At 60.2% G+C, this 26,566-nt stretch carries 27 protein-coding genes; 18 read left to right on the top strand and 9 right to left on the bottom strand.

What is annotated here, in order from left to right; all coding sequences use genetic code 11:
- Genes FHT76_RS19350 through FHT76_RS19330 form a run of 5 tightly spaced genes read left to right on the top strand, consistent with a single transcriptional unit; the run spans nucleotide 1 to nucleotide 4,431 of the window.
- On the top strand, nucleotides 1-810 hold the full coding sequence (locus FHT76_RS19350) for a cytochrome c oxidase subunit II (protein ID WP_183862125.1): 810 nt from the start codon (nucleotides 1-3) through the stop codon (nucleotides 808-810).
- 55 nt (nucleotides 811-865) lie between these two features.
- Nucleotides 866-2,641, top strand: a complete 1,776-nt coding sequence (gene ctaD / locus FHT76_RS19345) for a cytochrome c oxidase subunit I (protein WP_183755719.1) — start codon at nucleotides 866-868, stop codon at nucleotides 2,639-2,641.
- Entirely contained in the window at nucleotides 2,638-3,348 is a 711-nt protein-coding gene (locus FHT76_RS19340) for a cytochrome c oxidase subunit 3 (protein WP_183862122.1), read from the top strand. The genes ctaD and FHT76_RS19340 overlap by 4 nt, the downstream gene beginning before the upstream one ends.
- A gap of 10 nt (nucleotides 3,349-3,358) precedes the next feature.
- Nucleotides 3,359-4,087, top strand: coding sequence for a heme-copper oxidase subunit III family protein (locus FHT76_RS19335; RefSeq protein WP_183862120.1), 729 nt, complete (start codon nucleotides 3,359-3,361; stop codon nucleotides 4,085-4,087).
- Nucleotides 4,088-4,095: 8 nt separating this feature from the next.
- Entirely contained in the window at nucleotides 4,096-4,431 is a 336-nt protein-coding gene (locus FHT76_RS19330) for a cytochrome C oxidase subunit IV family protein (protein ID WP_183755716.1), read from the top strand.
- A gap of 203 nt (nucleotides 4,432-4,634) precedes the next feature.
- Here the strand turns inward: FHT76_RS19330 and FHT76_RS19325 are convergent, their stop codons facing one another.
- Together FHT76_RS19325 and FHT76_RS19320 are read right to left on the bottom strand one after the other, a co-directional pair.
- Nucleotides 4,635-5,123, bottom strand: coding sequence for an invasion associated locus B family protein (locus tag FHT76_RS19325; RefSeq protein WP_405049283.1), 489 nt, complete (start codon nucleotides 5,121-5,123; stop codon nucleotides 4,635-4,637).
- A 221-nt stretch (nucleotides 5,124-5,344) separates the two neighbouring features.
- Entirely contained in the window at nucleotides 5,345-6,091 is a 747-nt protein-coding gene (locus FHT76_RS19320) for a YebC/PmpR family DNA-binding transcriptional regulator (RefSeq protein WP_183755714.1), read from the bottom strand.
- Between the two features lie 174 nt (nucleotides 6,092-6,265).
- On the opposite strand from FHT76_RS19320, the gene FHT76_RS19315 reads away from it, so the two are divergent.
- A complete protein-coding gene (locus tag FHT76_RS19315) occupies nucleotides 6,266-6,769 on the top strand; it encodes a pyridoxamine 5'-phosphate oxidase family protein (protein WP_183862116.1) in 504 nt (167 codons plus the stop codon).
- 29 nt (nucleotides 6,770-6,798) lie between these two features.
- Here the strand turns inward: FHT76_RS19315 and FHT76_RS19310 are convergent, their stop codons facing one another.
- The 7 genes from FHT76_RS19310 to FHT76_RS19280 all read right to left on the bottom strand — a co-directional run bounded on the left by FHT76_RS19310 (nucleotide 6,799) and on the right by FHT76_RS19280 (nucleotide 12,983).
- Nucleotides 6,799-7,635: an MBL fold metallo-hydrolase gene (locus tag FHT76_RS19310; protein WP_259185768.1), complete on the bottom strand. Its 837-nt coding sequence runs from the start codon at nucleotides 7,633-7,635 to the stop codon at nucleotides 6,799-6,801.
- Between the two features lie 120 nt (nucleotides 7,636-7,755).
- On the bottom strand, nucleotides 7,756-8,580 hold the full coding sequence (locus FHT76_RS19305) for a TIGR00282 family metallophosphoesterase (RefSeq protein WP_183862112.1): 825 nt from the start codon (nucleotides 8,578-8,580) through the stop codon (nucleotides 7,756-7,758).
- 2 nt (nucleotides 8,581-8,582) lie between these two features.
- On the bottom strand, nucleotides 8,583-9,170 hold the full coding sequence (locus tag FHT76_RS19300) for a 5-formyltetrahydrofolate cyclo-ligase (RefSeq protein WP_183755711.1): 588 nt from the start codon (nucleotides 9,168-9,170) through the stop codon (nucleotides 8,583-8,585).
- Nucleotides 9,171-9,266: 96 nt separating this feature from the next.
- Complete coding sequence (locus FHT76_RS19295; protein ID WP_183862110.1) at nucleotides 9,267-9,998, bottom strand: hypothetical protein; 732 nt, start codon at nucleotides 9,996-9,998, stop codon at nucleotides 9,267-9,269.
- Nucleotides 9,999-10,063: 65 nt separating this feature from the next.
- Complete coding sequence (locus FHT76_RS19290) at nucleotides 10,064-10,948, bottom strand: NAD(P)-dependent oxidoreductase (protein ID WP_183862108.1); 885 nt, start codon at nucleotides 10,946-10,948, stop codon at nucleotides 10,064-10,066.
- Nucleotides 10,945-11,766, bottom strand: a complete 822-nt coding sequence (locus FHT76_RS19285) for a glycosyltransferase (protein ID WP_183862106.1) — start codon at nucleotides 11,764-11,766, stop codon at nucleotides 10,945-10,947. The genes FHT76_RS19290 and FHT76_RS19285 overlap by 4 nt, the downstream gene beginning before the upstream one ends.
- Nucleotides 11,763-12,983, bottom strand: coding sequence for an NAD-dependent epimerase/dehydratase family protein (locus FHT76_RS19280; protein WP_183862104.1), 1,221 nt, complete (start codon nucleotides 12,981-12,983; stop codon nucleotides 11,763-11,765). The genes FHT76_RS19285 and FHT76_RS19280 overlap by 4 nt, the downstream gene beginning before the upstream one ends.
- 119 nt (nucleotides 12,984-13,102) lie before the next feature.
- Here FHT76_RS19280 and ybgC point away from each other — a divergent pair, with 119 nt between their 5' ends.
- From ybgC to FHT76_RS19220, 12 genes are all read left to right on the top strand, one after another.
- Entirely contained in the window at nucleotides 13,103-13,567 is a 465-nt protein-coding gene (gene ybgC, locus FHT76_RS19275; RefSeq protein WP_016557207.1) for a tol-pal system-associated acyl-CoA thioesterase, read from the top strand.
- A 441-nt stretch (nucleotides 13,568-14,008) separates the two neighbouring features.
- Nucleotides 14,009-14,728, top strand: coding sequence for a protein TolQ (gene tolQ / locus FHT76_RS19270; RefSeq protein WP_016557208.1), 720 nt, complete (start codon nucleotides 14,009-14,011; stop codon nucleotides 14,726-14,728).
- 29 nt (nucleotides 14,729-14,757) lie between these two features.
- A complete protein-coding gene (gene tolR / locus FHT76_RS19265; protein WP_025660914.1) occupies nucleotides 14,758-15,213 on the top strand; it encodes a protein TolR in 456 nt (151 codons plus the stop codon).
- 8 nt (nucleotides 15,214-15,221) lie between these two features.
- Nucleotides 15,222-16,352, top strand: coding sequence for a hypothetical protein (locus FHT76_RS19260; RefSeq protein ID WP_183862102.1), 1,131 nt, complete (start codon nucleotides 15,222-15,224; stop codon nucleotides 16,350-16,352).
- Nucleotides 16,353-16,374: 22 nt separating this feature from the next.
- Nucleotides 16,375-17,685 (top strand): Tol-Pal system beta propeller repeat protein TolB, encoded by a 1,311-nt coding sequence (tolB, locus tag FHT76_RS19255; RefSeq protein WP_016557211.1) that lies wholly within the window; start codon nucleotides 16,375-16,377, stop codon nucleotides 17,683-17,685.
- Nucleotides 17,686-17,841: 156 nt separating this feature from the next.
- On the top strand, nucleotides 17,842-18,372 hold the full coding sequence (gene pal / locus FHT76_RS19250; RefSeq protein WP_040675631.1) for a peptidoglycan-associated lipoprotein Pal: 531 nt from the start codon (nucleotides 17,842-17,844) through the stop codon (nucleotides 18,370-18,372).
- A 160-nt stretch (nucleotides 18,373-18,532) separates the two neighbouring features.
- Entirely contained in the window at nucleotides 18,533-19,534 is a 1,002-nt protein-coding gene (ybgF, locus tag FHT76_RS19245; protein ID WP_183862100.1) for a tol-pal system protein YbgF, read from the top strand.
- A gap of 12 nt (nucleotides 19,535-19,546) precedes the next feature.
- Nucleotides 19,547-20,866: a tRNA lysidine(34) synthetase TilS gene (gene tilS, locus FHT76_RS19240; protein ID WP_183862098.1), complete on the top strand. Its 1,320-nt coding sequence runs from the start codon at nucleotides 19,547-19,549 to the stop codon at nucleotides 20,864-20,866.
- 98 nt (nucleotides 20,867-20,964) lie between these two features.
- Entirely contained in the window at nucleotides 20,965-22,896 is a 1,932-nt protein-coding gene (gene ftsH / locus FHT76_RS19235) for an ATP-dependent zinc metalloprotease FtsH (protein ID WP_183862096.1), read from the top strand.
- 238 nt (nucleotides 22,897-23,134) lie between these two features.
- The gene (glmM, locus tag FHT76_RS19230; RefSeq protein WP_114714619.1) at nucleotides 23,135-24,487 is read left to right on the top strand and encodes a phosphoglucosamine mutase; all 1,353 of its coding nucleotides are present in this window, start codon (nucleotides 23,135-23,137) and stop codon (nucleotides 24,485-24,487) included.
- Between the two features lie 191 nt (nucleotides 24,488-24,678).
- On the top strand, nucleotides 24,679-25,449 hold the full coding sequence (locus FHT76_RS19225; protein WP_183862094.1) for an outer membrane protein: 771 nt from the start codon (nucleotides 24,679-24,681) through the stop codon (nucleotides 25,447-25,449).
- A gap of 178 nt (nucleotides 25,450-25,627) precedes the next feature.
- Nucleotides 25,628-26,428: an outer membrane protein gene (locus FHT76_RS19220; RefSeq protein WP_259129053.1), complete on the top strand. Its 801-nt coding sequence runs from the start codon at nucleotides 25,628-25,630 to the stop codon at nucleotides 26,426-26,428.
- Nucleotides 26,429-26,566: the final 138 nt, after the last annotated feature.

The raw sequence follows: 26,566 nt of genomic DNA, 5'->3' as shown, positions 1-26,566 counted from the left end.
ATGGTTGTCGTGCTGGTTCTCGTTCTGATCGTCGTCGGGTCGGTGGCATTCCATCTGCTCAGCCCGTGGTGGTGGACTCCGATCGCCTCGAACTGGAGCTACATCGACCACACCATCACCATCACGTTCTGGATCACTGGCTTTGTCTTCGTCGCGGTGATCTCCTTTATGGCCTATTGCATCTTTCGTTTTCGCCATCGGCCGGGCAACCGGGCGGCCTATGAACCAGAAAACAAGCGTCTGGAATGGTGGCTTGCCGGCAGCACCGCTCTCGGGGTGGGTGCGATGTTGGCACCTGGTCTCTTCGTATGGCACCAGTTCGTGACTGTCCCGGCGGATGCTGGGGAAATCGAAGTCGTCGGGCAGCAGTGGCTGTGGAATTTCCGGTTGCCGGGAGTGGATGGTAAGCTTGGCAGGGCTGACAATCGAGCGGTGACAGCAGACAATCCGCTCGGCGTCATCAGGAGTGATCCGGCGGGCCTCGATGACATCATCATTTCAGGTGGCGAACTGCATTTGCCGATCGGAAAACCGGTTCGCGTGCACCTGCGATCGGTTGACGTCTTGCATGATTTCTATGTTCCCGAGTTCCGGGCGAAAATGGACATGATCCCCGGCTCGGTCACCTATTTCTGGTTCACACCGACGCGGACGGGCACATTCGAAGTGCTATGCGCGGAGCTTTGCGGTGTTGGACACCCGCAGATGCGAGGGACTGTCGTTGTCGACGAGGCGAACGCCTATCAGGCGTGGCTCGCGCAGCAGCAGACGTTCTCGCAGCTGATGGCAGCGGTTGAACCGGCCAACTAGGCCGGCGTTGCGACCGGGGGAGCGGTCGTAACGGGAGGAGGAAGGAAAGCATGCGATGGTTGATATTCCAACCAGTGCCGCCGACGTCATTCCGCCAGCCGAAGTGGCGGATGTAGAACTTTACCATCCGAGGAGCTGGTGGACGAAATACGTCTTCAGCCAGGATGCCAAGGTCATTGCCATCCAGTATTCCATGACGGCGTTCGCGATCGGTTTCGTGGCGCTCGTCCTCTCCTGGCTGATACGTCTGCAGCTCGGCTTCCCCGGCTATTTCTCCTTCATCGACGCCGACCACTACTATCAGTTCATCACGATGCACGGGATGATCATGGTAATCTATCTGCTGACCGCACTCTTCCTCGGCGGCTTCGGCAACTATCTCATTCCCCTGATGGTGGGCGCTCGCGATATGGTGTTCCCCTATGCGAACATGCTGAGCTACTGGCTCTACCTGCTCGCCGTGATCGTGCTTGTCGCCGGTTTCTTTGCGCCCGGCGGGCCGACGGGTGCTGGCTGGACGCTCTATCCGCCGCAGGCATTGACATCAGGTACGCCGGGCGGGCGCGACTGGGGCATCATCCTGATGCTCTCATCGCTGATCATCTTCATCATCGGCTTCACCATGGGCGGCCTGAACTACGTCGTCACCGTGCTGCAGGGAAGGGCGCGCGGCATGACTTTGATGCGGATGCCTTTGACCGTCTGGGGCATCTTCACCGCCACCGTCATGGCGCTGCTGGCTTTCCCGGCATTGTTCGTCGCCGCGGTCATGATGCTGTTCGACCGGCTGCTCGGCACCAGCTTCTTCATGCCTGCAATCGTCGAGATGGGCGAACAGCTGAAATCGGATGGCGGAAGCCCGATCCTGTTCCAGCACCTCTTCTGGTTCTTCGGGCATCCGGAGGTCTATATCGTGGCGCTTCCGGCATTCGGCATTGTCTCAGATCTGATCAGCACGCATGCGCGCAAGAACATCTTCGGCTACCGCATGATGGTTTGGGCGATCGTGATCATCGGGGCGCTGAGCTTCATCGTCTGGGCGCACCACATGTATGTTAGCGGCATGAACCCGAATTTCGGGTTCTTCTTCGCCACGACAACGCTCATCATAGCCGTCCCGACGGCGATCAAGGTCTACAACTGGGTCTTGACGCTTTGGCGGGGGGATATTCACCTGACTTTGCCGATGCTGTTTGCCATCGGCTTCATCGTGACGTTCGTCAATGGTGGGTTGACTGGGCTTTTCCTCGGCAATGTGGTGGTTGATGTGCCGCTGTCCGACACGATGTTCGTCGTCGCACATTTCCACATGGTGATGGGCGTTGCACCCATCATGGTGGTCTTCGGCGCCATCTACCACTGGTACCCGAAGATTACCGGGCGGATGCTCGACGAGGTTCTCGGGCGGATCCATTTCTGGGTCACCTTCATCGGCGCCTACGCGATTTTCTTCCCAATGCATTATGTCGGTCTTGTCGGCGTGCCGCGCCGCTACTTCGAGCTTGGCGACACGGTATTCATTCCACCGTCAGTGCACGATTTGAACATGTTCATTTCTGTCGCAGCGCTAATTGTCGGCGCGGCTCAACTCGTTTTCCTGTTCAATGTCGTCTGGAGCCTGTTCCATGGTCGAGAGGCGGGTGGCAATCCGTGGCGGGCGACGTCGTTGGAATGGCAGACGCCCGAGACGCCGCCGGCCCATGGCAATTGGGGCAAGGAGCTGCCGGTCGTCTACCGCTGGGCATACGACTATAGTGTCCCCGGCGCTGCCGAAGACTTCATACCGCAGAACCAGCCGCCAACGGCTGGACTGTCGAGGGCGCCAGCATGAGCGTCGTGCTGATTTTCCTCGCAGGCGTTGCCGCCATCGTCATTTGGTGGATGTCCGGACAGCGGTTGATGTCGAAGCCATGGTTGGAGGTCGGCACGCTCGACGATATCCACCAACCGGCTAAGCCGCCGATCCCGACGGCCAAGATCGGCCTCGGTATTTTTCTTGCGGTTGTCGGGGCCCTCTTTTCCTTGCTGGCAAGCGCCTATCTCGCCCGGATGAGCGGCGCCGATTGGTGGGCGATCCCCATTCCACGGCTTCTTTGGGCGAATACGGCGGTGCTGATCTTGAGCTGCGCGGCGCTGCAGTGGACGGTGGTTCAAGCGCGGCGGGGCGCCGATGACGGTGTACGACTGGGCCTCGATGCAGCACTGGCGACAGCAGTGCTGTTTCTTGCGGGGCAGATCGTTGCCTGGCTGCAACTCGTTGCGGCCGGTTATGTGCTTGCCGATAACCCGGCAAACAGCTTCTTCTACATGCTGACTGGGCTGCACGGTCTCCACATCCTCGGCGGGCTGGCGGTCCTTGCACGGACGCGGGTGAAGCTGCTCGCGGGCAGCGCCACGGCGCCCGCCAGGCTGCGCCTCGGCATCGAGCTCTGCGCCACCTACTGGCACTTCATGCTCGTCGTGTGGCTGCTTCTCTTTGCGCTCTTTACCGGCTGGGCAAACGACTTTGTCGACCTCTGCCGTCAACTCGTTTCTTAAGGGGCAGACAATGGCCGAACTCACCCGAGTTGAAACAGAACCCGTCGCCCATGGCAGCCATACCGGCGGTCTGAGTGGTGTGGCTGCGGATTTTGCCTCGGATCAACGAGCGTTCAAGAACGTTTCCTGGGGCAAGGCCATGATGTGGATCTTCCTCCTCAGCGACACCTTCATCTTCGGCTGTTTCCTGCTTGCCTACATGACGGCTCGGATGTCGACGCCGATCCCATGGCCCAATCCGAGCGAGGTTTTTGCACTTGAGATCGGCGGGCAGCAGGTTCCGCTGATCCTCATCGCCATCATGACCTTCATCCTGATCAGCAGCAGCGGCACGATGGCCATGGCCGTCAATTTCGGTTATCGCCGCGAGCGCGGGAAGACGGCAGCGTTGATGCTTTTGACCGCGCTGCTCGGCGCCTCTTTCGTCGGAATGCAGGCTTTCGAGTGGACAAAGCTTATCACCGAAGGCGTGCGCCCCTGGGAGAACCCATGGGGTGCGGCGCAGTTCGGATCATCCTTCTTCATGATCACCGGGTTTCACGGTACGCACGTGACCTTCGGCGTGATCTTCCTTTTGATTACCGCGCGCAAGGTATGGCGCGGAGACTTCGATACGGGCCGGCGGGGCTTCTTCACAAGCCGCAAGGGCAATTATGAGATCGTCGAGATCATGGGCCTCTACTGGCACTTCGTCGACCTCGTCTGGGTTTTCATTTTCGCGTTCTTCTATCTGTGGTGAGGCGCATCATGGCACAGGCACAAGCGCATTCCGGCCAGCAGCATCCAATCAGGCTTTACCTCGTGGTGTGGGGGTTGCTGTTCGTCCTCAGCACGTTCTCCTATCTGGTCGATTATCTCGGCATCCAGGGCTACCCGCGCTGGACGCTCATCATCGTTTTCATGATGCTGAAGGCCGGCCTGATCGTTGCCATCTTCATGCATATGGCCTGGGAGCGGCTGGCGCTGGTCTACGCAATCTTGCTGCCACCGCTGCTCGTCCTGGTCTTCGTGGCGATGATGGCATCGGAGTCGCATTATACGATCTTCACCCGGCTGACATTCCTCGGCGGCGCTGGTCCCTAGGTGGACCATGGGAGGGTTAGATGATCTTCTCGTTCGGAAACGGGGCACGCGAAGCCCCGTTTCGCGCCCGACGAACCGTTGGACCTGATCGACTGTTGCGGGGTTGGAGCGGCTGATGTCGGTTGGCTGGCGAGCATGATGCCGAGCAAGCAGCCCGCAGCCAGCACGCCGAGCCGGCGTGCTGTGGGGTATCGTGACATGGCTTAGTTGCAGGTTGCCATGCGCTTCAGGGCCGCGGTCACCCCATTCAAGGAATAGGTGTAGGTCGTCGCAGTGCCGCGCTGGGAGACGGCTTCGACCGTCATGTCGCTACCGGAGCGCATGGCGCCGATGACGTCAGGTTCGCGGGACTCTTCAAGCACCCACGCGGACTTGCCCCTGGTGAACATCGTGAACGTCTCGTCGCCGATCGCGACCTTGACCCGCGAGCCCGGCTTCAGTTCGTAGCCCATGATTGCCTGCGGCTCATACCCGGCACTCGGCGCCCGGCCGATCACGAAGAAATTGCTGCCATGATCGACGCTTGCCGGTTGCTTGGTTGTCGGAACAGTCAGCAAATAGCACACTGTCTGCCCGCCCTTGCTGTAGGAATAGACGCCCCAATCCTCGAACTGCTTGACCATTGTCGGCTGCGCGTTGGCGGAGATTGCACCGGCAAGTGTGAAGGAGAGTACGAGAGCTATTCTTTTCATGGGCATTTTCCCCGCCGAAAGTGTGAGAGGTGCTGGCCTTGGAACAGACCGGCTGGAGCGAACGCGGGGCATTCAAGGCGGAGAGGGTTACCGAGACCTTAATGGCGGGTTGGGGGTAACGAACGTGTGACCGATCGATCGTCTGATGTGAATGGAAAGCCCAAAAACAAAAGAGCCGGCCACGTTTCCGGGACCGGCTTTGAATAAATGGTTGAAATAGATCAGGCCGAAAGCTTGGCCAGAACCTCTTCATCCACTTCGAAATTCGAGTAGACGTTCTGAACGTCGTCGTCGTCTTCGAGGCTGTCGATCAGCTTCAGCAGCGACTGGGCCCGTTCTTCGTCGACCGGCACGTTGTTCTGGGCGCGCCAGACAGCCTTGACGGTTTCGGCTTCGCCGAGCGAGGTTTCGAGCGCCTTAGCGACTTCGCCGAGGGCTTCGAAGCCGCAGGTGATGTAGTGGCCTTCCTCGTCGGTCTCGACGTCGTCGGCACCGGCTTCAATGGCGGCTTCCATCATCTTGTCGGCATCGCCTGCCTCAAGCTTGTAGGTGATTTCACCGACGTGGTCGAAGGAGAAGGAAACCGAGCCTGTTTCACCAAGAGCGCCGCCGGCCTTCGTGAAGATCGAGCGGACGTTGGAGGCGGTGCGGTTGCGGTTGTCGGTCAGGGCCTCGACGATGATCGCCGTGCCGCCCGGGCCGTAACCTTCGTAGCGGACTTCATCGTAGTTCTCGCCGTCGGCGCCCGCAGCCTTCTTGATGGCACGGTCGATGTTATCCTTCGGCATGGACTGCGCCTTGGCGTTCTGGATCGCAAGACGCAGGCGGGCGTTCATCGAAGGATCAGGCAGACCGGCCTTGGCGGCAACGGTGATTTCGCGCGCGAGCTTGGAGAACATTTTCGACCGCACGGCATCCTGACGGCCCTTGCGATGCATGATGTTTTTAAACTGTGAATGGCCAGCCATGGCACCCCTGTTCACGTCATATTGTTAGGAATGGGCCGCCTTATAAGAGCGAAATGGGCCGTATTCAAGGGAAAACGGCTCCACCGCGCGTGTTGCTCATACAGCCCGAAAGGCGGAACAAAGCCCGGAAGCTGACGTTTCAAAGCACGGACCCTCGAAACGGAAGGAAGTGCTATGGCCAGTTTCAACGAAGCGCGGGAACACCCGGCACGCCAGCTCTGGGACCAGGTGAACGACATCCATGCAGGCATGCTCGGCGTGGATGGAGCGGACATGCACATGCAGCCGATGGCGCCGAATGCTGATCCGAAGACGAATACGATATGGTTCTACACGAAATCGGACGCAGCGATCGTGCGTGCCATCAAGCCGGGTACGCGGGCACATTTCTGCGTGGTCGGCAAGGATCACGACTACCATGCCTGCCTCGCAGGCAAGATCGAGGTGCGGCCCGACCCGTCGAAGATTGACGAATATTGGAACTCAGTTGTCGCCGCCTGGTATGATGACGGCAAGAAGGATCCGAATCTCACGATGCTCGCAATGCATGTCGACGACGCCGAAATCTGGGTTTCGACGGGTAGCAAGCTGAGGTTCGGCTGGGAGATCGCCAAGGCCAATCTCGACGATGACAAGATGCCCGATGTCGGCATCAGGCAGCACTTGCAGTTTGCTTGAAAGAACAGACCCGGCGCAGTCCGGGTCTTTTATTGCATGCCCTTTGCGACATAGATCAGCGGCTTTTTCGGCAAGGTGAGCAGCGAAACGGAGATCGTGTTCGTCGGCGCGTAGCTGATGTCGAAATCGGGTCCGAACATCGACAGGAAGCTTTGCAGCGGGCGCGGTTGATGCATCGGCAGGATCAGCGAGGCGCGCAGGCGCTTGATGACGCGGCTCATGCTGTCGGAGCCCATTGTCAGGCCACCATCCACTGGCACCATCACGACATCCAGTCGGCCGATTTCCGCGTAGTGGGTTTCCGTCAGTTCGTAGTGCAGATGGCCAAGATGGCCGATGCAGAGGCCGGCAACCTCGAAGATGAAGATTGAGTTCCCATCCTGCTGCGGCGCGCCGAAACCGCCCCTGATATCGGTGGTGACATTGCGAATGTAGGTGTCGCCGACTACCAGGTTGATCTTGGCTTTTTCGCCCGGCACGTCACCCCATCCATGCAGCACATACTTGATGGCCGGGTCGGTCACCAGAGTATAGTGCGAGGAATGGGCGCGGTTCATGGTGACGACCATCGGCGCCTGCGGCGGCGAGTACCAGCCGCTGTAATCGGTCGCGATCGTCACACCGCCCGGCGTTTCAATGAGGAAGGTGGAGTGCCCAATGTAGGTCAGCGCAACCGATTGATTGATGGCGCCGGCGTCGATGACTGGGGCCGGGCCTGTGAAACTCGCAAAGGTCGCTTGTGGGATCGATTGGGCGATAGCCTGGCACTGGCTGACGTTTCGCCGTTCCTCCTGAGCGGCGGCCACTTCCACGGCAACCAAGACCATCAGGCAGGCGATTGCGAAAACAAGAAAACGCGGCTTCATGCCACTTCCTCCAGCGCGCTCACGGGTAGGCTCGGGAGGATGCGGCAAGGCGCCGCAGTGGTCCAGTTGAAATGCCGGGACCGCTGCTCACTTTTGCGTCATGGCAGACGCCTGCCTGAACTAGCGCCAGAACTCCGGAATGGTCTCGGCAAGCCGCGGGCCGAGCCGCAGTGGAGCGATCTTTTCAGCCAGGCCGGTCGTATCGGAGATCTCGACGCCGACGCCGCAGATGGTTGCCGGGCCGGTCGCCGCCTCCATGCGGCCTTTCGGCATCTTCGAGATGAACCGGTTCAGCGGCTCCTCCTTGTCCATGCCGAGCGAGGAATCGTAGTCGCCGCACATGCCGGCGTCAGACATGTAGGCGGTGCCGCCATTCAGGATCTGATGATCGGCGGTCGGGACATGGGTGTGCGTGCCGACGACGAAGCTGGCGCGGCCGTCGACGAAATGGCCGAAGCACTGCTTCTCGCTAGTCGCTTCGGCGTGGAAGTCGAAAATGATCGCATCGGCCTGTTCCTTGAGCGGGCAGGCGTCGAGGATCGCTTCGGCGGATTTGAAGGGATCGTCGAGTTCGGGATGCATGAAGACGCGGCCCATGACATTTGCGACAAGCACGCGTGCGCCGTTGCGGGCATAGAACAGCCCTGAGCCGCGACCCGGCGTGCCCTGCGGGTAGTTCGCGGGCCGCAGGAACTGGTCGTGACGTCCGGCAAAGGCGACGGCTTCCTTCTGGTCCCAGACGTGGTTGCCCGTCGTCACGACATCGGCGCCGGCATTGATCGTCTCGAGGAAGATATCCTCGGTGATGCCGAAGCCGCCGGCGGCGTTCTCGCCGTTGACGACGACGAAATCTAGCTTGAGGTCGGAAATGAGGCCGGGGAGGCGGTTCCAGACGGCGGTGCGTCCGGTCTTACCCACCATGTCACCCAGAAAAAGCAGTCGCATTGCTATCCAATCCAAGAGGCAAAAAAGCGAAGCCCGCTTTCCGTCAGGAGGGCGTCTAGGCTGACATCGTGCGGCTCGTCGGGCACATGTGCCACTTCCTGGCAGTCGAATGCAATGCCGATCAGCTTGGGATGCTGGCCTTTTTGCCGCAAACGCTCGATGGCACGGTCGTAATAGCCGGCGCCGTAGCCAATGCGGTGACCGCGATTGTCGAAGGCGGAGAGCGGCACCAGCATGATTTCGGGATCGAGCACGGCGGCGTCCGCCGGCGGGCCGGAGGTGCCGAAGCCCGTGCTGACCAACGGCGCGCCGCGCACAAGTTCGCGAAACACTATCGTCTGCTTGTCGAGGATGGCAGGCACGCAAAGCCGGGCTCCACGTGCCTGGAAGCGCGCCAGAAGCGGCCGGATGTCGGCCTCCGAACGGATCGGCAGGAAGCCGGAGACGACAGTGCCCGGATCGAAGGCGACGGCCTCGCCGGCATGCTCGGCCATGGCCAGGCTCATCTCGATGCGCGTGGCCTCCGGGATCGCGTCGCGCAGTGTAAGCCGGCCGGCTCGCATTTCGGCTTTCTGTTCTTTTGGGGTCATACGGTCCATCGCGCTGTTTTCAGCAGACGATAAAGGTCCTGCCGATCATTTCAACGGGACAATACGACCTTTGACCGCCCGCCTTAGCCAATCGGATCAAATCGTGATGCTGGTCGGCATGACTGAGGTGTCGGCCTGCGCCTCAAACGAGTAGGCGTTCACTCCGGATGCCTGCTGGCCGGTTCTCTCGCGCAAGTCGCGCATCGCCTTGTCCATCAACTGACGAACCTCCTGCAGGATGGCCTTGAACTCTTCCATCGTCTTTCGGTCTTCGGTGGAGATCCCTGCGGACGCCTGCTGTCCGTCTTCGACGACGCTCTGGTAGGCGTTGCGCGCCGCAGTTGCGCCGTCGGGTTCGTCCGCTTGGGGGGCGCTCGTGTCGGAGCTGTCCGCCGCCGCGGCCGCGTCTGTGCCTGATGTATCGGTTGCGGCATCTGCCGACGCCGCTCCGGTATCGGTCGTTGCCGCAGAGGCATTGGCTGTGGAAGCGATGTTTGTTGCACTGGCCGCAACAGCCGAGGCAAATTCCGCCGCAGCGGCGCTGATCTTGTGGGCAAGTTCGGCTGCAAGCCGGGCAACGACCTCCGGTGGGTAGCCGCCACTCTTCAGCATTTCGAGCTGCTGCTTGGCTTCCTCAAGCTTGCGTGCCGCACGGGCTTTGGCCGCTTCGGCCGATGTCGCCATGCTCTCACGCAGGCTTTCCTGTGCCCTTGCCGCATTCTGCAAGATCTTCAGGCGCGCGCTGGTGCTGTCGGTCGACGTAGTGAGATTGTCGGAGGAGTAAGTGGTGCGCAGGATGTTGAGCGCTGATGCGGAACCGACTTGCATACTATCCTCCGGATTGCACGATCCGGCGTAGTCTGCAACTTCAGGCTTGCGTGGGCCTGTGCCACCTACGTACGCGTGGCGAGCGTATGGATCGTTTCATTGAACAGCGGCATGCCGCCCGGTGACCAACCGAGGGCGCGGATTTTCGCCGTGTCCATCGGCGTCAGCTGTGACTTGTCGGCAGGAAGCGGCAGCCTGTTCAGGCAATCGCGCTCCCAGCGAATGTGTTCCAGGATGTCCCAGGTATCGAGTGTGACATCGGAGACGTTGAAGGTCTCGCCTGATATACGCGCGGTGTCCGCTTCCAGCATCAGCCGAACCGCGCCGCCGACGTCTCTTCCGTGGACCTCGGTGCCGGCACGTGATGGCAGATGGCGGCCGGCGAGGTAATCCTCGATCAGCTTGTCCCATTTGTTGGGCCGAAGGTCGCCGTAGACGCCGGTCAAGCGCAAGCTGGTCGTTGCGAAGCCGGGCGCCGCGAGATGCGCGAGGCTGCGTTCGGCGTCGAGCTTGACCTGACCGTAGAGGGTCTCGGGCTTCTCAGCCATGCCTTCTGTCAGCGTGGTTCCCGGAGGGTGCTCGCCATAGGCGGCGCGGCTCGAAATGAAGATGCAGCGGCGTGTGCCGGCGCGTTTGGCCGCTTCGAAAAGCCGGACGCTGCCGTCAAGGTTAAGGTGCTTGAACGTCTCCGGGTCATCGCCCTCGCCGCCGCGGTAGTTGCCGGGCAGGTGGTGGAAGGCGGCGTGCACGAAGAAATAGGCGTCGTCAAAGGCTTCGATATGATCACGCGTCGGATCGAGCGAGAGCGGGGCGAATTCGACCGGTCTTGAAAAGAAGCGGGGCAGGGGAGCGTGGCGACCGCCGATGATCACGGTATAGCCGGCGGCGAGCAGTTCTTCGACGATATAACGTCCGACGAGACCTGTTCCCCCCGATACCAATACCTTCATGCCGCCTCGTCAGGGTTGGACATTGTCGATGGATCCGGCAGGTCATCGCCGGCATAGAATGCATGCCAAAGGTCGATCAGCGGCCGCAGTTTATCGGCCTTCGGATGATTCGTCTCCCACGGCTTCTCATACTGGTAATGCAGGACGGAAATACTCTGCCAGTCCCAAAGCCGGGGCATGGTGAACCACACGTACTGGAGCATGTTGAAATAGACGGGCAAGCCGTGCCAATCCGGGAAAAACTCCTGCAGGAAGGTCTGGTCCGTCCGCTTCCAGAACACCCCCGGCCGATCCAGCCGTTCCAGCATTCGCTGGAATGTGTCTTCGGACGGCTGCGCGACGAAGACGCCGGAATTCAGCCGGTGGAAGTCCGCCAGGGACTCATAGACGTTCGGGGCGGCGGAAAACTCCGGATAGCGGAAGAGCTTGTCGATGTTTCGCAACACGATCGCGTCGGCGTCGATGAAGACGCAGCTGGCGTATTCGGTCAATTGCCATAGGCGCAGCTTGCAGAAATTGTCGAGCGGGGAATGAAACGCAGGCTTGCGTCCCTTCGTAAAGGGAGCGGCGGCGTGCAGACTGGATCGAGCATGACGCTCATTGAACTCCGCTGACAGGGGCAGATGGTCGACCGGCACCAGGCGACAGCCGAGTTGCAGAAGCAGGTCAAGACTGGCTTGGTCGGCGCCTGCCGTATGGAGGATGACGATATCCGCTGGAGTGGCGGTTCGGCGCAACGATACCGCAAGCGCCTTGGCGCCCATGGCGTAATCGTGGTTGGTGACGAGAGTGACATAGGCGTGCCGAGGCTCACTCATGAAACGGACTTCAGCCTCCTACCTTCCGGATCACGGTTGATCGTCGCCGCAATGTCTTTCGTCCAGGCAGAGATCGCGGGGACGCGCGACCGATCGACGCGGTAGGCAAATTTCTTGGCGACGTCGACGATCTCGCTCAGAAGACCTGTCTGCAGGGTGATCGGATCGAGACCGAGCTTGCGGAATTTCTCGTTCTTGACGATGAGTTCGTTTTCCGGCGCCTCCTTGCGTGGGTTCGGCAGCCAGGCGATCTCGCCGCCGCTCAGCTTGGCGATCATTTCCGCCAGATCTCGCACCCGATGCGTTTCGGTCATCTGGTTGAAGATCTCGACGCGGGCGCCTCGGGCAGGCGGGTTGTTCAAGGCAAGCTCGATGCAGCGGACCGAATCCTGGATGTGGATGAAGGCGCGGGTCTGGCCGCCGGTGCCGTGGACTGTCAGCGGATATCCGATCGCCGCCTGGATCAGGAAGCGGTTCAACACTGTGCCATAATCGCCGTCATAGTCGAAGCGATTGATCAGCTGCGGATGCCGACGCGTCTGCTCGGTGTGGGTGCCCCAGACAATGCCCTGGTGCAGGTCGGTGATGCGCAGGCCGTCGTTCTTGGCATAGAAATGGAAGAGCAGCTGATCCAGGCACTTGGTCATGTGATAGATCGAGCCTGGATTGGAGGGGTAGAGGATTTCCTGGCTAACGGTCTCGCCGTTCGCCGTCTCGATGCCAACCGGCAGATAGCCCTCGGGGATCGCTGCGCCAACTGTCGAATAGCCGTAGACGCCCATCGTGCCGAGGTGGATCAGATGCGCGTCGAGTTGGAGTTCGACAAGCGCATTCAGGAGGTTATGGGTGGCGTTGACGTTGTTGTTTACCGTGTAGTTCTTGTGGCGGTCGCTCTTCATCGAGTAGGGCGCCGCGCGCTGTTCGGCGAAATGAATGATGGCATCAGGCCGGTTCTCAGCTAGCCACTTCTTCAGCAGTTCGTAGTCCTTGGCGAGGTCGATCAGGTTGAAATGAATGCGCCGGCCGGTTTCGGCGTGCCAGATGCGCGTTCGCTCCTGGATCGAGTCCATCGGGGTCAGTGACTGAACCCCAAGTTCAGTGTCGATCCAGCGCCGCGAGAGGTTGTCGAGAATGTGAACGTCGTGTCCGGTGTCGGAGAGATGCAATGATGTCGGCCAGCCAATGAATCCGTCCCCGCCCATCACTGCAATCTTCATCGCGTCGTCTCCTGCTTGAATGTCTCTGTCAAAAATTACTTAGGAAGCGTGACAATTGTTCAATGCTTGCAAGGCGGAATGTCTTCCGCCAAAGAGGGCGCGTGACTTTGGAGAAAATTATGGCGGACAACGGTTTTTCGATTTCGGGTGAACTCACGGAAACGGGTCACCGGCTCCTGCAGCGGGTTTATTACGAGGACACCGATTTTTCCGGCCTCGTCTACCATGCGCGTTATCTTCACTTCCTCGAGCGCGGCCGCACCGATTACCTCCGTTGTCTCGGCGTTGAGCAGCGGGAGCTGATCAATGCCGACGAGGAGGGGCTTGTCTTCGTCGTCCACCGCATGGAGATCGACTTCAAGCAGCCGGCGCGGATGGATGATATCCTGACCGTCCTGACCCACACCGAAAAAGCCGGCGGGGCCAAGATGGTCCTCAATCAGGAGATCCGGCGCGGCGAAACGCTGCTGATCGCCGCCAAGGTGATCATCGCCGTCATCAATGCCAATGCCAGGCCGCGACGATTGCCGGAGACACTCGCCGAGAAATTTCTTGAAGGCAGCAAGCCGCTCCGCGGGCCCTGAGCCCTTGCCGCGCTCAATGTGATCGACACGGTTTGCGTGCGGCGATTCGCTTGGATTGATCGTGAACGCTGAAAAGACGCGGGATTCCGGCCTTGCATAAACATGAGTTTTGTGTGAAGGAATTCACGCGCTGGAAGATAAGCGCTGTTGTGGTCATCGAGCTAGATCTGACCAAGTAATCCAAGGGATAAATCTTTCTCCGATAGTTTCGCTGTCATGATCCGGCGCTAACGAACTGTTAACCATAATAGTGTCTTACTCGGATTGTCAGAGTTTGTGCGGTGCACGCCTTCCTTTGACCAAATTTGACGGCAAGGAAGGCGGATAAGAGCTTGGAAGCTTGACCAGGGCTTTGGGCGGCGGCCGCCAGACACTTCTTGCGAGATCACTTTGTGCCGCCCGGTCAAGTGCCGGGCGTTTGGATTCGGGGATTTTGGATCAATGGAACAAGTAGGATTGGCAGCAGCAACGGCCGACGTCAGCCTCTGGTCGCTGTTTATGCAGGCAGGTCTCGTCGTCAAGCTGGTCATGCTCGGGCTCATCGCAGCCTCGGTCTGGACCTGGGCGATCGTCATCGACAAATATCTGGCCTACGGCCGCGCACGGCGCCAGTTCGAGAAGTTCGAGCAGGTATTCTGGTCGGGCCAGTCGCTGGAAGAGCTTTATCGCACTCTATCGGAGCGCAACAATACCGGCCTTGCCGCGATCTTCGTTGCGGCGATGCGCGAATGGAAGAAGTCGTTCGAGCGCGGTGCGCGCTCCCCGATCGGTCTGCAGATGCGTATCGACCGCGCCATGGACGTGACATTGGCGCGTGAATCCGAATTCCTCTCAGCCCGCCTCGGCTCGCTGGCAACGATTGGTTCCGCCGGTCCGTTCATCGGCCTGTTCGGTACGGTCGTTGGTATCATGACCTCGTTCCAGGCAATCGCCGGCTCGAAGTCGACGAACCTCGCGGTCGTTGCTCCCGGTATCGCCGAAGCGCTGCTTGCAACCGCAATCGGGCTTGTTGCTGCTATCCCGGCCGTTATCGCCTACAACAAGTTCACTGCCGATGCCGGCAAGCTTTCGGGCCGCATGGAAGGCTTCGCGGATGAATTCTCCGCCATCCTTTCGCGCCAGATCGACGAGAAACTGCAGCCGCGCCAGGCCGCGCAGTAATCGACGGGAACGGAGTCAACGATATGGGTATGGGTGCTCCAAGCGGTGGCGGTAGCGGCGGTGGTCGCGGTGGTCGTCGTCGCGGTGGCCACAGAGGTGGTGCCATCTCCGAAATCAATGTGACGCCGCTCGTCGACGTCATGCTCGTGCTTTTGATCATCTTCATGGTGGCAGCACCGATGATGACGGTCGGCGTGCCCGTCGACTTGCCGGAAACACAGGCCAAGGCGCTGAATTCTGAAACGCAGCCGATCACGATCTCGGTGAAGAACGACGGCCAGGTGTTCCTGCAGGAAACACCGATCCCGGTCGAAGAGATTGCCGCGAAGCTCGAGGCGATCGCAACGACCGGCTATAATGAACGCATCTTCGTTCGCGGCGACGCGACCGCGCCCTATGGCGTGATCGCCGACGTCATGGCTCGCATCCAGGGTGCCGGCTACAAGAACATCGGCCTCGTGACGCAGCAGAAGAAGGACCAATAGCGAACGCTATGAAGGCCAGTATCGTCACATCTGCGGCTCTGCACTGTGCACTGCTTGCCTGGGCGCTGATCTCGATCGGCTCCCCGGAGCAGTTCAAGGTCGAGGATTTCGAGGCGATGCCCGTCGACCTCGTGCCCGTCGAAGAAATGACGCAGATGCAGCAGGGCGACAAGACGGCCAAGCCGAGTGAAAAGCCGGCGCCGAAGCCGACGGCCAAGCCGACCAATGTCGAAAACGCCGAGAACATGGGCGAGAACAAGGTCGACCTCAAGACGCCGCCAGTCCCGAACGCCAAGCCCAACAATAACGAGAGCGCTGCTGCCCCCAAGGCCGTTGAAAAGCCTCTTCCTCAGAATGATCCCGTGCCCAACGAGGTGAAGGAGATCATGAAGGAGGAGACGGACGTCGAGCCGAAGCAGGTCGCGTCCATTACGCCGCCGAAGCCCGAAATCACCCCGCCGACGCCGCCAAAGCCTGAGGAAACGCCACAGGAACAGCCGGAGCCACCGAAGCCGGACGCCGAGGCGCTGCCGGACAAGGTTCCGACTCCGGTCGTGAAGCCGCAAGCCAAGCCGCCGGAACAGAAGCCGGCCGAAAAGCCCCCGGAGAAAAAGACCGAGGATCAGGCGAAGGCGGACGAGAAGCCGACGGACAAGAAGAAGGCCGACAAGAAGCAGGAGAAGGCCAAGTCCGCCTCCTCCAAGCAGAGCGACTTCAACGCCGATGATATCGCGGCGCTGCTGAACAAGCAGGACCCGTCGAATGGTGGCGCCAAGAGTTCGACCGAGGTTGCGTCGCTCGGTGCCAAGAAGGCTACCGGCGGCTCCAAGCTCTCGATGAGCGAGATGGATGCGCTGCGCAGCGCGATCGCCGGCAACTGGTCGGTTATCCCCGGGATGGAAGGTGCCAGCGACGTTCGCATCAAGGTCCACATGAAGCTGGACCCGGATGGCAACATCATCGGTTCGCCCGAGGTCGAAGCGGTTGGCGGCACCAACGAGGCGACGCGCATGGCGTTGGCAAGCGGTGCCAAGCGTGCCGTCATGAAGTCGTCGCCCTTCACGACTCTCCCGAAAGACAAATATGACGCCTGGGGCGAGGTTATCGTCAATTTCGATCCCAGCGATCTAGCCCTTTAAAATGCTGAAAGGCTTGTCCTCCATGACCAAGTGTTCCCTCATTCGCGCCTTGATGGTCGCCGTCGGCATGATAACCACTGCGGTTGTCGCCACGCCGGCCAACGCGCTTGTCGAAATCAACATCAACAAGGGCAATGTCGAGCCGTTGCCGATCGCGATCACCGACTTCCTGCAGGGCGACATGGGTGCGCAGGTTTCGCAGGTGATTGCCGCCGACCTTCAGCGCTCGGGCCTTTTCAAGCCGATCGACAAGAACGCCTTCATCGAGAAGATCTCCAATCCGGATGCCGCTCCGCGCTTCGAGGACTGGAAGGTCATCAATGCGCAGGCACTCGTGACGGGTCGCGTGACGCAGGAAAGCGACGGACGTCTGCGCGCCGAGTTCCGCCTCTGGGATACGTTTGCCGGCACGCAGATGACCGGGCAGCAGTTCTACACGCAGCCGGAGAACTGGCGCCGCGTTGCTCACATCATCGCCGACGCGATCTACAAGCAGATCACCGGCGAGGAAGGCTACTTCGATACGCGTGTCGTGTTCGTTTCGGAGTCCGGCACCAAGCAGGAGCGCAAGCGCCAGCTCGCCATCATGGACCAGGACGGCTTCAACGTCCGCATGCTGACGAACGGCAGCGACCTCGTTCTCACGCCGCGCTTCTCGCCGAACCGCCAGGAAGTCACCTACATGTCCTTCGCCAACCAGCAGCCGCGGGTCTACCTGCTGCAGCTCGAGACGGGACAGCGCGAAGTTGTCGGCAACTTCCCGGGCATGACCTTCTCCCCGCGCTTCTCGCCGGATGGCCAGAAGGTCGTGATGAGCCTTCAGCAGGAAGGCAACGCCAACATCTACACGATGGACCTGCGTTCGCGCACGACGACGCGCCTGACCTCGACGGCGGCCATCGATACCTCGCCCTCCTATTCGCCGGACGGCGGACGGATCGTGTTCGAAAGCGACCGCGGCGGCAAGCAGCAGATCTACGTCATGAATGCCGACGGCTCCGGCCAGACGCGTATCTCCTTCGGCGACGGCAACTACTCCACGCCGGTCTGGTCTCCGCGTGGCGATCTGATCGCCTTCACCAAGCAGTCGGGTGGCAAGTTCTCGATCGGCGTGATGAAGCCGGACGGTTCGGGCGAGCGCATCCTGACGACGGGCTTCCACAACGAGGGCCCGACCTGGGCACCAAATGGCCGCGTCATCATGTTCTTCCGCCAGGCGGCCGGTGCTGGCGGTCCGCAGCTCTACTCGATCGATCTGACGGGCTATAACGAGCAGCTCATCAAGACCCCGACCTACGCTTCCGACCCCGCCTGGTCGCCGCTTCTCGAGTAGAAAAGCCTGTGGATGTGCCTTTTTGTCGCCGCAAAAATCCCTGATTGGGGCGACTGAGGGACAAATCAACCATCTGTTAACCATAATTCTTGAATGCCGATTAACCCAATACGGTTACAGTCCGGCAACCTTAATCAAGTCGCAAGGAGACCGGCCATGAGCCGAATTCACACCCCGGCAATGAGCCGCATGCAGAATTTCGCCCGCAACCCCGTCATGATCGCGCTTGTCGCCGGTCTTGCTCTGGCCGGTTGCGCCAACAAGAAGAACATGGCCAACAGCGCCGGTGATCTCGGCCTTGGCGCCGGCGCCGCAACGCCGGGTTCGGCTCAGGACTTCACCGTCAACGTCGGCGACCGCATCTTCTTCGACACCGATTCCACCTCGATCCGCGCGGACGCCGCCCAGACGCTCGACCGTCAGGCTCAGTGGCTCGCTCGCTATCCGAAGTATGCCATCACCGTCGAAGGTCACGCCGACGAACGCGGCACGCGCGAATACAACCTTGCCCTCGGTGCTCGCCGTGCAGCCGCTACCAAGGATTACCTTGCTTCGCGCGGTGTTCCGGCTCAGCGCATGAAGACCATCTCCTACGGCAAGGAACGCCCGGTCGCCGTCTGCGACGATATTTCCTGCTGGTCGCAGAACCGCCGCGCGGTCACCGTTCTGGGTGGCGCCGGCATGTAATTGCCGGGAAATATTACAATTTCGAAAGGCGGCTCCATTGCGGGCCGCCTTTTCTTTTTGAACACACTTTGGCCAGTTTCCGTTGCTTTTTGAAAGCAATTGGAAAAATCTCCTGTTCGTGCCAAAGGGTGCGAAGAATCACTGGGACAGGACGAACCATATGAAAAAACTTGTCGTTGCGGGCATGCTGTGCCTCGCGGCCGTGGCCGGGGCGGGCCAATCGGCGAGTGCGACGTCGATTTTGGGTTGGCAGATCGGCGGCAAAGCCGCGGATCGGCAGGCTCAGGCACCGGTCGTAAACGTGCAGGCCGGCGGAGCTGAAGTTCGCGTCCAGCAGCTTGAAGAGCAACTGCGCCAGCTGAACGGCCGCATCGAGGAGATGAGCTTCCAGCTGCTGCAGATGCAGGAAACGATCCGCAAGGCGCAGGAAGACAACGAATTCCGCTTCCAGGAGCTGGAAAAAGGCGGCGGTGGCAGCAGTGCCGGCGGTAGCACCAAGACGATGAAGAAGAGCGAGGCCGATGTGCCTCCTCCGGTTCAGGGTCAGAGCGGCGATGATGTCGCCCGCGTGATCCAAGCACCACAGGGAGCCGAAACGGCTCCCTCGACCGATGTTCCGACAAACGAGGGTCTCGGTCAGCCGCCGAAGCAGCTCGGCTCGATGGAGTTCGACAAGAACGGCAATCCGGTCGGCGGCTCGGTCAACGAGAATGCCACGGTTGGATCAGGCCCGGTTCCGGGTGTCGATTCCGGTCGTTCGTCGCAGACTGCGTCGCTCGGCAGCGAAGCCGATCAGTACAAGGCTGCCTACGGCCATGTTCTGTCCGGTGACTACTCGACGGCAGAGCAGGAGTTCACCCAGTATATCGCTCAATATCCAAGCAGCGCACGGGCAGCCGACGCGAATTTCTGGCTTGGCGAGGCGCTTTACTCGCAGGGCAAGTATAACGAAGCCGCCAAGCGGTTTCTGGATGCGCACAAGAAGTACGGCAGCTCTGAAAAGGCGCCGGAAATGCTGCTGAAGCTCGGCATGTCGCTCGCAGCGCTCGACAATACGGAAACCGCATGCGCCACGCTGCGGGAAGTCCCGAAGCGTTACCCCAAGGCTTCGCGTGCCGTCATAACCAAGGTCGCCAGCGAGCAAAAACGCCTCGCCTGCTAAGGTCTTCCGGTTTTGTGCCCGGACGGCCCCCTTCTACCTGAGACGGCAGCGCGCCGTTTTCTTGCATCGCTGACCAAACCCACGCGCATTCTTGTCGCGATTTCAGGTGGAAGCGATTCAACCGGCCTGCTTCTGGCGCTTGTTGAAGCCCTCAAGGCCATACCCAATTCAAAAATCTCTCTTTGTGCGGCAACTGTCGACCATACCTTGCGGGCAGAATCGGCCGAGGAGGCGCGCGAGGTTGCAGCCTTCTGCAGCTCTCTTGGTATCCCGCACTTGGTCAAGGTGTGGCAGGGTGAGAAGCCCAAATCAGGCATCATGGCGGCAGCACGCGACGCTCGCTACCAGCTGCTTGCCGATGTCGCCAAAAGCCTGAAAGCCGACATTGTCGTGACCGGGCATACGGCAGACGACCAGCGCGAGACGCTTGCCATGCGCAAGGAGCGCTCTGAGCAAGCGAGCACCGGTATTGCGGACCTCGTCCTTTTCGATCGAAGCCTCTGGATAGCCCGGCCACTGCTCGGCTGCAGACGGCAAGCTATTCGCGACTTTCTCCGTGCGCGACAGGTTGCCTGGATCGATGACCCGAGCAACGACGATCCGAAGTATGAGCGCGTTCGGGTGCGCTTGCGGCTGGCGGGGGAAGCGGAGGTCGCGTCTGGTGCGGACGGGGCAATTGTGCGCGCGGCGCTCGCCACTTCGGCGGGCCGATGGTTGCATAGGTATTTTGCCCTGCATTCTCCTTGGATAGGTCAGGTGATGCCGGCCGGGCTCGCCGATCGAGAGACGCTTTGTTATGCCGTTCCACGCCTTGCGGCAGTGTTCGGCGGACAGGCATTCCCGCTCGGGCGAAAACAGACGGATGATGTGCTCGGTCTCGTTGAAAGTGGGAAGCCGGGCCGGATGACCGCGGGCAGGGTGGTCTTCGATCTTCGGCGCGACGGGCTCTTTCTTGTCCGCGAAAGCCGCGGCATTTTGCCGTTGACGTTGACGCCGGGTGCGCGCGGTCTCTGGGACAGCCGGTTCCTCGTTGAAAACGGATCTCCGGACGACATCACTATTCTTGCAGGTCAACACGGGCCCGTCAGCGGTCGACTGCCCAGGGATGTTGTTCGGCGAGCCTTGACGGCGGCACCACGCATCGTTGATTTCGCAGGAGAAGATCCACTTGCCAGTGTTGGCGAGAAAGTAAGGATCACCCCCTATTTTTCGCCCTTCGACCGTTTTTTGACACGATTTGATTTCATCTTCGCAGATAGCCTTGCGGCTGCCTTTGGTACACGCCCCTATCCAAAACCGCCTTTAGGTCTTATTGACGGAAAATCTATCTAACAGTCCAGTTTGCCTTGGCATTCACCTGAGGCAATCCTATGTTAGAGGCCAAATAAGACGGTCGCCATGAGGCGGCTGTTCCAGTGCTGGGGAGTTCGATGAACCCTAACTTACGTAATTTCGCCTTGTGGGCAATCATAGCTCTGCTGCTGATTGCTCTGTTCAGCATGTTCCAGACGTCGCCGGCGCAGACCAGCTCCCGCGAAATCCCTTATTCGCAATTCTTGCGTGAAGTGGATGCGGGCCGCGTCAAGGAAGTCGTCGTCACGGGCAACCGCGTGTCTGGCAGCTATGTTGAAAATGGCACCACCTTCCAGACTTATACCCCTGTCGTTGATGACAACCTGCTCGATCGCCTGCAGCAGAAGAACGTCCTGGTTTCGGCGCGCCCGGAAACCGACGGTTCGTCGGGCTTCTTGAGCTATATCGGCACGTTGCTGCCGATGCTGCTGATCCTGGGCGTCTGGCTGTTCTTCATGCGGCAGATGCAAGGGGGTTCGCGCGGCGCGATGGGCTTTGGCAAGTCCAAGGCTAAACTTCTGACTGAAGCGCACGGCCGCGTGACCTTCGATGACGTCGCCGGCGTTGACGAAGCCAAGCAGGACCTCGAGGAAATTGTTGAATTCCTGCGCGATCCGCAGAAGTTCCAGCGCCTCGGCGGCAAGATTCCGCGCGGCGTGTTGCTGGTCGGCCCTCCTGGCACCGGTAAGACGCTGCTCGCCCGTTCTGTCGCCGGCGAAGCGAACGTGCCGTTCTTCACGATCTCGGGTTCCGACTTCGTTGAAATGTTCGTCGGTGTCGGCGCATCCCGTGTGCGCGACATGTTCGAGCAGGCCAAGAAGAACGCGCCTTGCATCATCTTCATCGACGAAATCGACGCCGTCGGCCGCCATCGTGGCGCCGGTCTCGGCGGCGGTAACGATGAACGCGAGCAGACGCTGAACCAGTTGCTGGTCGAGATGGACGGCTTTGAAGCCAACGAGGGCATCATCCTGATCGCTGCGACCAACCGTCCCGACGTTCTCGATCCGGCACTGCTGCGTCCGGGCCGTTTCGACCGCCAGGTCGTCGTTCCGAACCCCGATATCGTCGGCCGCGAGCGCATCCTGAAGGTCCACGCCCGCAATGTGCCGCTGGCACCGAACGTCGATCTCAAGGTCCTGGCTCGCGGTACGCCTGGCTTCTCCGGTGCTGACCTGATGAACCTCGTCAACGAAGCTGCCCTGATGGCTGCACGCCGCAACAAGCGCGTCGTCACCATGCAGGAGTTCGAAGACGCCAAGGACAAGATCATGATGGGCGCCGAGCGCCGCTCTTCGGCGATGACCGAGGCGGAGAAGAAGCTGACGGCCTATCACGAAGCCGGTCATGCCATCACCGCGTTGAAGGTTCCCGTTGCGGATCCCCTGCACAAGGCAACCATCATTCCGCGCGGCCGTGCGCTGGGCATGGTGATGCAGTTGCCTGAAGGCGACCGCTACTCCATGAGCTACAAGTGGATGGTGTCGCGCCTCGTCATCATGATGGGTGGTCGCGTTGCAGAAGAGCTGACATTCGGCAAGGAAAACATCACCTCCGGCGCATCGTCCGATATCGAGCAGGCCACCAAGCTTGCGCGTGCAATGGTCACGCAGTGGGGCTTTTCGGATGCGCTTGGCCAGGTCTCCTACGGTGAAAACCAGCAGGAAGTGTTCCTTGGTCACTCGGTTTCGCAGTCGAAGAATGTTTCCGAGGCCACCGCTCAGACGATCGACACCGAAGTCCGTCGCCTGATCGACGACGCCTATTCGGAAGCGCGCCGCATTCTCACCGACCACCACGAGGAGTTCGTGGCGATCGCCGAGGGGCTGCTCGAGTACGAAACGCTGACGGGCGAAGAGATCAAAGCGTTGATTCGCGGCGAGAAGCCGTCGCGCGATCTCGGCGATGACGCGCCGCCCAGCCGCGGTTCGGCCGTGCCGAAGACCGGCACGCGCCCAGCGACAAAGGGTGACGAGCCGGAGGGTGGCCTGGAGCCGCAGCCGCATTGATTTCTCTTGCAGAATGACCGAAAGGCCGGGTCCGTTAGGACGCCGGCCTTTCGCGTCGGTAACGCGATGTAATGGGTTTTCTTGCTAATTTACGTGATGGACACCGCGATTTATGTCATGCCGGTGACATAGCGAGGCCTCATTTGGGGCTCTTGTAGCGATAATTCCGCCTGTGGCGGCTCATTTTTTGCAAGTGGTAATGCGCAGCCTGTAGGCGCGCCAAGGCACAGGGGTGCATATGAAAAGACGCTATTTCGGTACGGATGGCATTCGCGGTCAATCCAACGTGTTCCCGATGACACCGGATCTTGCGATGCGAGTTGGTATCGCAGTTGGAACGATCTTCCGGAGAGGCAACCACCGTCATCGCGTCGTCATAGGCAAGGACACCCGCCTTTCGGGCTACATGCTCGAAAACGCAATGGTGGCCGGCTTCACCGCTGCAGGCGTCGATGCGTTCGTTCTCGGTCCTATACCGACACCGGCCGTAGCTATGCTGACGCGGTCCTTGCGTGCTGATATCGGTGTCATGATCTCCGCCTCGCATAATCCCTACGAGGACAACGGCATCAAGCTCTTTGGGCCGGATGGCTACAAATTGTCCGACGATCTGGAGTCGCAGATTGAGGATTTGCTTGAGAAGGATCTGTCCTCGCAGCTTGCGAAGTCGGATGACATCGGCCGCGCCAAGCGCGTTGACGGCGTTCACGACCGCTACATCGAGCACGCTAAGCGCACGCTGCCGCGCGACGTGACGTTGCAGGGATTGAGGATCGCGATCGACTGCGCAAACGGCGCTGCCTACAAGGTGGCTCCAGCTGTCCTCTGGGAACTCGGTGCCGACGTTGTGACCATTGGCAACGAGCCGAACGGCACGAACATCAATCTCAATTGCGGTTCTACCAGCCCGGTCGCGCTGCAGAAGAAGGTCGATGAAGTGCGCGCCGATATCGGCATTGCGCTCGACGGCGACGCCGACCGCGTCATCATCGTCGACGAGAACGGTGCGGTTGTCGATGGCGACCAGCTGATGGCTGTGATCGCCGAAAGCTACGCCGAGAGCCAGCAGCTTCGCGGCGGCGGCATTGTCGCGACCGTGATGTCCAATCTCGGGCTCGAGCGCTTCCTCGACGACAAGGGACTTGGTCTCGTGCGTACGATGGTCGGTGACCGCTACGTTGTCGAGCACATGCGCCAGCACAACTACAATGTCGGCGGTGAACAGTCCGGACACATCGTGTTGTCGGACTATGGCACGACGGGCGACGGTTTGGTGGCTGCGCTGCAGATCCTTGCTGCGGTCAAACGGACCGGCAGGACCGTCAGCGAAGTATGCCGTCGCTTTGACCCCGTGCCGCAGCTCCTCCGCAACGTCCGTATCTCCGGCGGCAAGCCGCTCGAGGATATTCAGGTGCAGAAGGCGATTGCCGATGCGGAGGCCGAGCTCGCAAAGAATGGCCGCCTGGTCATCCGCCCGTCCGGTACGGAACCGCTAATCCGCGTCATGGCCGAGGGCGATGACCGCTCGCAGATCGAGCGGATCGTCAACGAATTGATCGGCACGATTTCGAACGTGCGCTCCGCAGCCTGAAGTCGACATGCACGCTTTTTGTCGGGTGCCGCCAGCTTCCCAGCTGGCGCGCGTCCGTTCCCGTAACATCATGATAAATATCTTGTAAATTTAATCGGACATTAACTCTGATTTGTAAGAGTCCAGGCTGAATAAAGGTCAGACGCGGTCTAGTGGCGCGTGCTGGGTATTGATTGTTCCTGGAGAATACTATGAAGAGATTTTTGATTGCCGCGGCTGCGGCGCTGATGGGAGGTGTCCCAGCTCTCGCTGCCGATCTCTATGTCGACCCGGCGCCGCCACCAGTTCCCGTCTTTGGCGGATGGTACTTGCGCGGCGATATAGGCATGACCAATCAGCGTCTTGGCAGCATGCAGCACGAGCTGTTTGACGACGTGGATTTTCGCGAATTTGTCGATGACGGCAGCTTTGACAGCGGGCCGCTCGGTGGACTTGGTGTTGGCTATCAATTCAACCAGTGGCTTCGTGGCGATGCGATCGTCCAGTATCGCGGCAAGACTGATTTCTCTGCGCTTGATCGTTATGGACACACCGATGCAACGGGCACGGCTGTCTGGGATGCCACGAATGACTACGACGGTGCCAAGTCGGAATGGCTGTTGATGGCCAACGCCTATGTCGATATCGGCACCTGGGAGGGCATCACGCCGTATGTGGGCGCCGGTATCGGTGCGTCACGCAATACGATCTCTCGTTTCCGCGATGTTAATGTCCCTACGCTCGGAGTTGCATACGGGGACAGCGACTCCACTTGGAACTTTGCATGGGCGCTGCATGCCGGGATCGGCTATCAAGTGACCGACCGCCTGACCGTCGATTTCGGCTATAGCTATGTTGACCTTGGTGACGCAAAAAGCGGCCGGCTCCGCTCCTATGATGACACCGTTAACACCGGCCCGATGCACTTCAACAACATTACCTCGCACGACTTCAAACTCGGCCTGCGCTACTCGCTGCAATAGCCAATTCGTTCATCGTTGGAGGAGCTTTCGACTTCAAGGCCGCCGTCACGGCGGCCTTTTTCGTGGTTTGAACCTCAATCGAAGTTAACAAATATGGTTAACCGCGCGTTAGCAACTCGCTGGAATAATACCGCATGGTCAGTCATGCGGGCACCGCTTTGCCCGGTCGGGAATTGCAATGAAATCGTCCATCACGATCCTCGCCACTGCGGCAAGCCTTGTCCTGCTTGGTGGGCGGGCGATGGCGGAGGAGCCCCCTATTGCTGAGGCACCGGAGATAAGCATTCCGGGCGACTCGTCCACGACCGGCTGGTATCTCCGCGGTGATCTTGGTTATGCTCCATGGACCGGCAACGAAACGCCGGACTACCGCTTCGATGATGGGGCTATCCACGAGTTCGATTCGGCACGCTTCTCGAAGCCCGTTTCTGGCGGTGCGGGGATTGGCTATCAATTCACCGACATCTGGCGCGCCGACCTGACGGGGGATTTCTTCAAAAGCGATTTTACCGGCACGGCCAACACTGATCTGCCTTGTGCCGCATCCGCGCCTGCCGGGACCGGCTGCACCTCCGGTGTGCGCGCCGATCTTCGGGCCTATGGCGTCATGACCAACGGCTATGCGGACCTTGCGACCGTTGCCGGCTTCACCCCGTATGTCGGCGCCGGCATAGGGGTAACCAACGTCAGATGGGGCAGCGTACGTTCGCAACCCGAGTGCGTCGATGGTGGTTCGGCCTGCTCTGGGGTCACGTTTCCGCCCCAAGATTTCAATGGCGAAAACAACTGGCGCTTCACTTATGCACTGATGGCGGGCCTCAGTTATGAAATCACCAACAACATCAAGGTCGATTTGGGCTATCGCTTCTCCGATATCGCCGGCGGCAGCATGTTTGCCGGCCCCTCCGGGACCAGCGGCCGCGACGACGGATTGACGCGGCACGAGATTCGTATCGGCTTGCGTATCGCCGGCTGGTAGTCCGCGACGCAATGACGCGTGTAGACCAAAAAATCCTCCAGTTGCGACGCTTGCCCGTTGACTATGTCAGGCGCGATCTATATCCACGGCGGCGGGACACCTCTCCCCAACGAGAGGCTAATTACCTGGAAGGGTATA

This window comes from Rhizobium sp. BK176, from assembly GCF_024808055.1.
The sequence above is the reverse complement of the archived record's forward strand: the minus strand, read 5'-3'. Positions and strand labels throughout refer to the sequence as shown.

Coding starts and splice junctions, on each gene's coding strand:
- ybgC (WP_016557207.1), top strand. CDS start 13,103: ATGGCGGACAACGGTTTTTCGATTTCGGGTGAACTCACGGAAACGGGT.
- FHT76_RS19310 (WP_259185768.1), bottom strand. CDS start 7,635: ATGAAGCCGCGTTTTCTTGTTTTCGCAATCGCCTGCCTGATGGTCTTG.
- FHT76_RS19330 (WP_183755716.1), top strand. CDS start 4,096: ATGGCACAGGCACAAGCGCATTCCGGCCAGCAGCATCCAATCAGGCTT.
- tolB (WP_016557211.1), top strand. CDS start 16,375: ATGACCAAGTGTTCCCTCATTCGCGCCTTGATGGTCGCCGTCGGCATG.
- ctaD (WP_183755719.1), top strand. CDS start 866: ATGGTTGATATTCCAACCAGTGCCGCCGACGTCATTCCGCCAGCCGAA.
- FHT76_RS19280 (WP_183862104.1), bottom strand. CDS start 12,983: ATGAAGATTGCAGTGATGGGCGGGGACGGATTCATTGGCTGGCCGACA.
- FHT76_RS19285 (WP_183862106.1), bottom strand. CDS start 11,766: ATGAGTGAGCCTCGGCACGCCTATGTCACTCTCGTCACCAACCACGAT.
- FHT76_RS19340 (WP_183862122.1), top strand. CDS start 2,638: ATGAGCGTCGTGCTGATTTTCCTCGCAGGCGTTGCCGCCATCGTCATT.
- FHT76_RS19220 (WP_259129053.1), top strand. CDS start 25,628: ATGAAATCGTCCATCACGATCCTCGCCACTGCGGCAAGCCTTGTCCTG.
- tolR (WP_025660914.1), top strand. CDS start 14,758: ATGGGTGCTCCAAGCGGTGGCGGTAGCGGCGGTGGTCGCGGTGGTCGT.
- glmM (WP_114714619.1), top strand. CDS start 23,135: ATGAAAAGACGCTATTTCGGTACGGATGGCATTCGCGGTCAATCCAAC.
- ftsH (WP_183862096.1), top strand. CDS start 20,965: ATGAACCCTAACTTACGTAATTTCGCCTTGTGGGCAATCATAGCTCTG.
- FHT76_RS19320 (WP_183755714.1), bottom strand. CDS start 6,091: ATGGCTGGCCATTCACAGTTTAAAAACATCATGCATCGCAAGGGCCGT.
- FHT76_RS19305 (WP_183862112.1), bottom strand. CDS start 8,580: ATGCGACTGCTTTTTCTGGGTGACATGGTGGGTAAGACCGGACGCACC.
- FHT76_RS19295 (WP_183862110.1), bottom strand. CDS start 9,998: ATGCAAGTCGGTTCCGCATCAGCGCTCAACATCCTGCGCACCACTTAC.
- FHT76_RS19290 (WP_183862108.1), bottom strand. CDS start 10,948: ATGAAGGTATTGGTATCGGGGGGAACAGGTCTCGTCGGACGTTATATC.
- FHT76_RS19300 (WP_183755711.1), bottom strand. CDS start 9,170: ATGACCCCAAAAGAACAGAAAGCCGAAATGCGAGCCGGCCGGCTTACA.
- FHT76_RS19260 (WP_183862102.1), top strand. CDS start 15,222: ATGAAGGCCAGTATCGTCACATCTGCGGCTCTGCACTGTGCACTGCTT.
- tolQ (WP_016557208.1), top strand. CDS start 14,009: ATGGAACAAGTAGGATTGGCAGCAGCAACGGCCGACGTCAGCCTCTGG.
- FHT76_RS19325 (WP_405049283.1), bottom strand. CDS start 5,123: ATGAAAAGAATAGCTCTCGTACTCTCCTTCACACTTGCCGGTGCAATC.
- FHT76_RS19350 (WP_183862125.1), top strand. CDS start 1: ATGGTTGTCGTGCTGGTTCTCGTTCTGATCGTCGTCGGGTCGGTGGCA.
- FHT76_RS19335 (WP_183862120.1), top strand. CDS start 3,359: ATGGCCGAACTCACCCGAGTTGAAACAGAACCCGTCGCCCATGGCAGC.
- ybgF (WP_183862100.1), top strand. CDS start 18,533: ATGAAAAAACTTGTCGTTGCGGGCATGCTGTGCCTCGCGGCCGTGGCC.
- FHT76_RS19315 (WP_183862116.1), top strand. CDS start 6,266: ATGGCCAGTTTCAACGAAGCGCGGGAACACCCGGCACGCCAGCTCTGG.
- FHT76_RS19225 (WP_183862094.1), top strand. CDS start 24,679: ATGAAGAGATTTTTGATTGCCGCGGCTGCGGCGCTGATGGGAGGTGTC.
- pal (WP_040675631.1), top strand. CDS start 17,842: ATGAGCCGAATTCACACCCCGGCAATGAGCCGCATGCAGAATTTCGCC.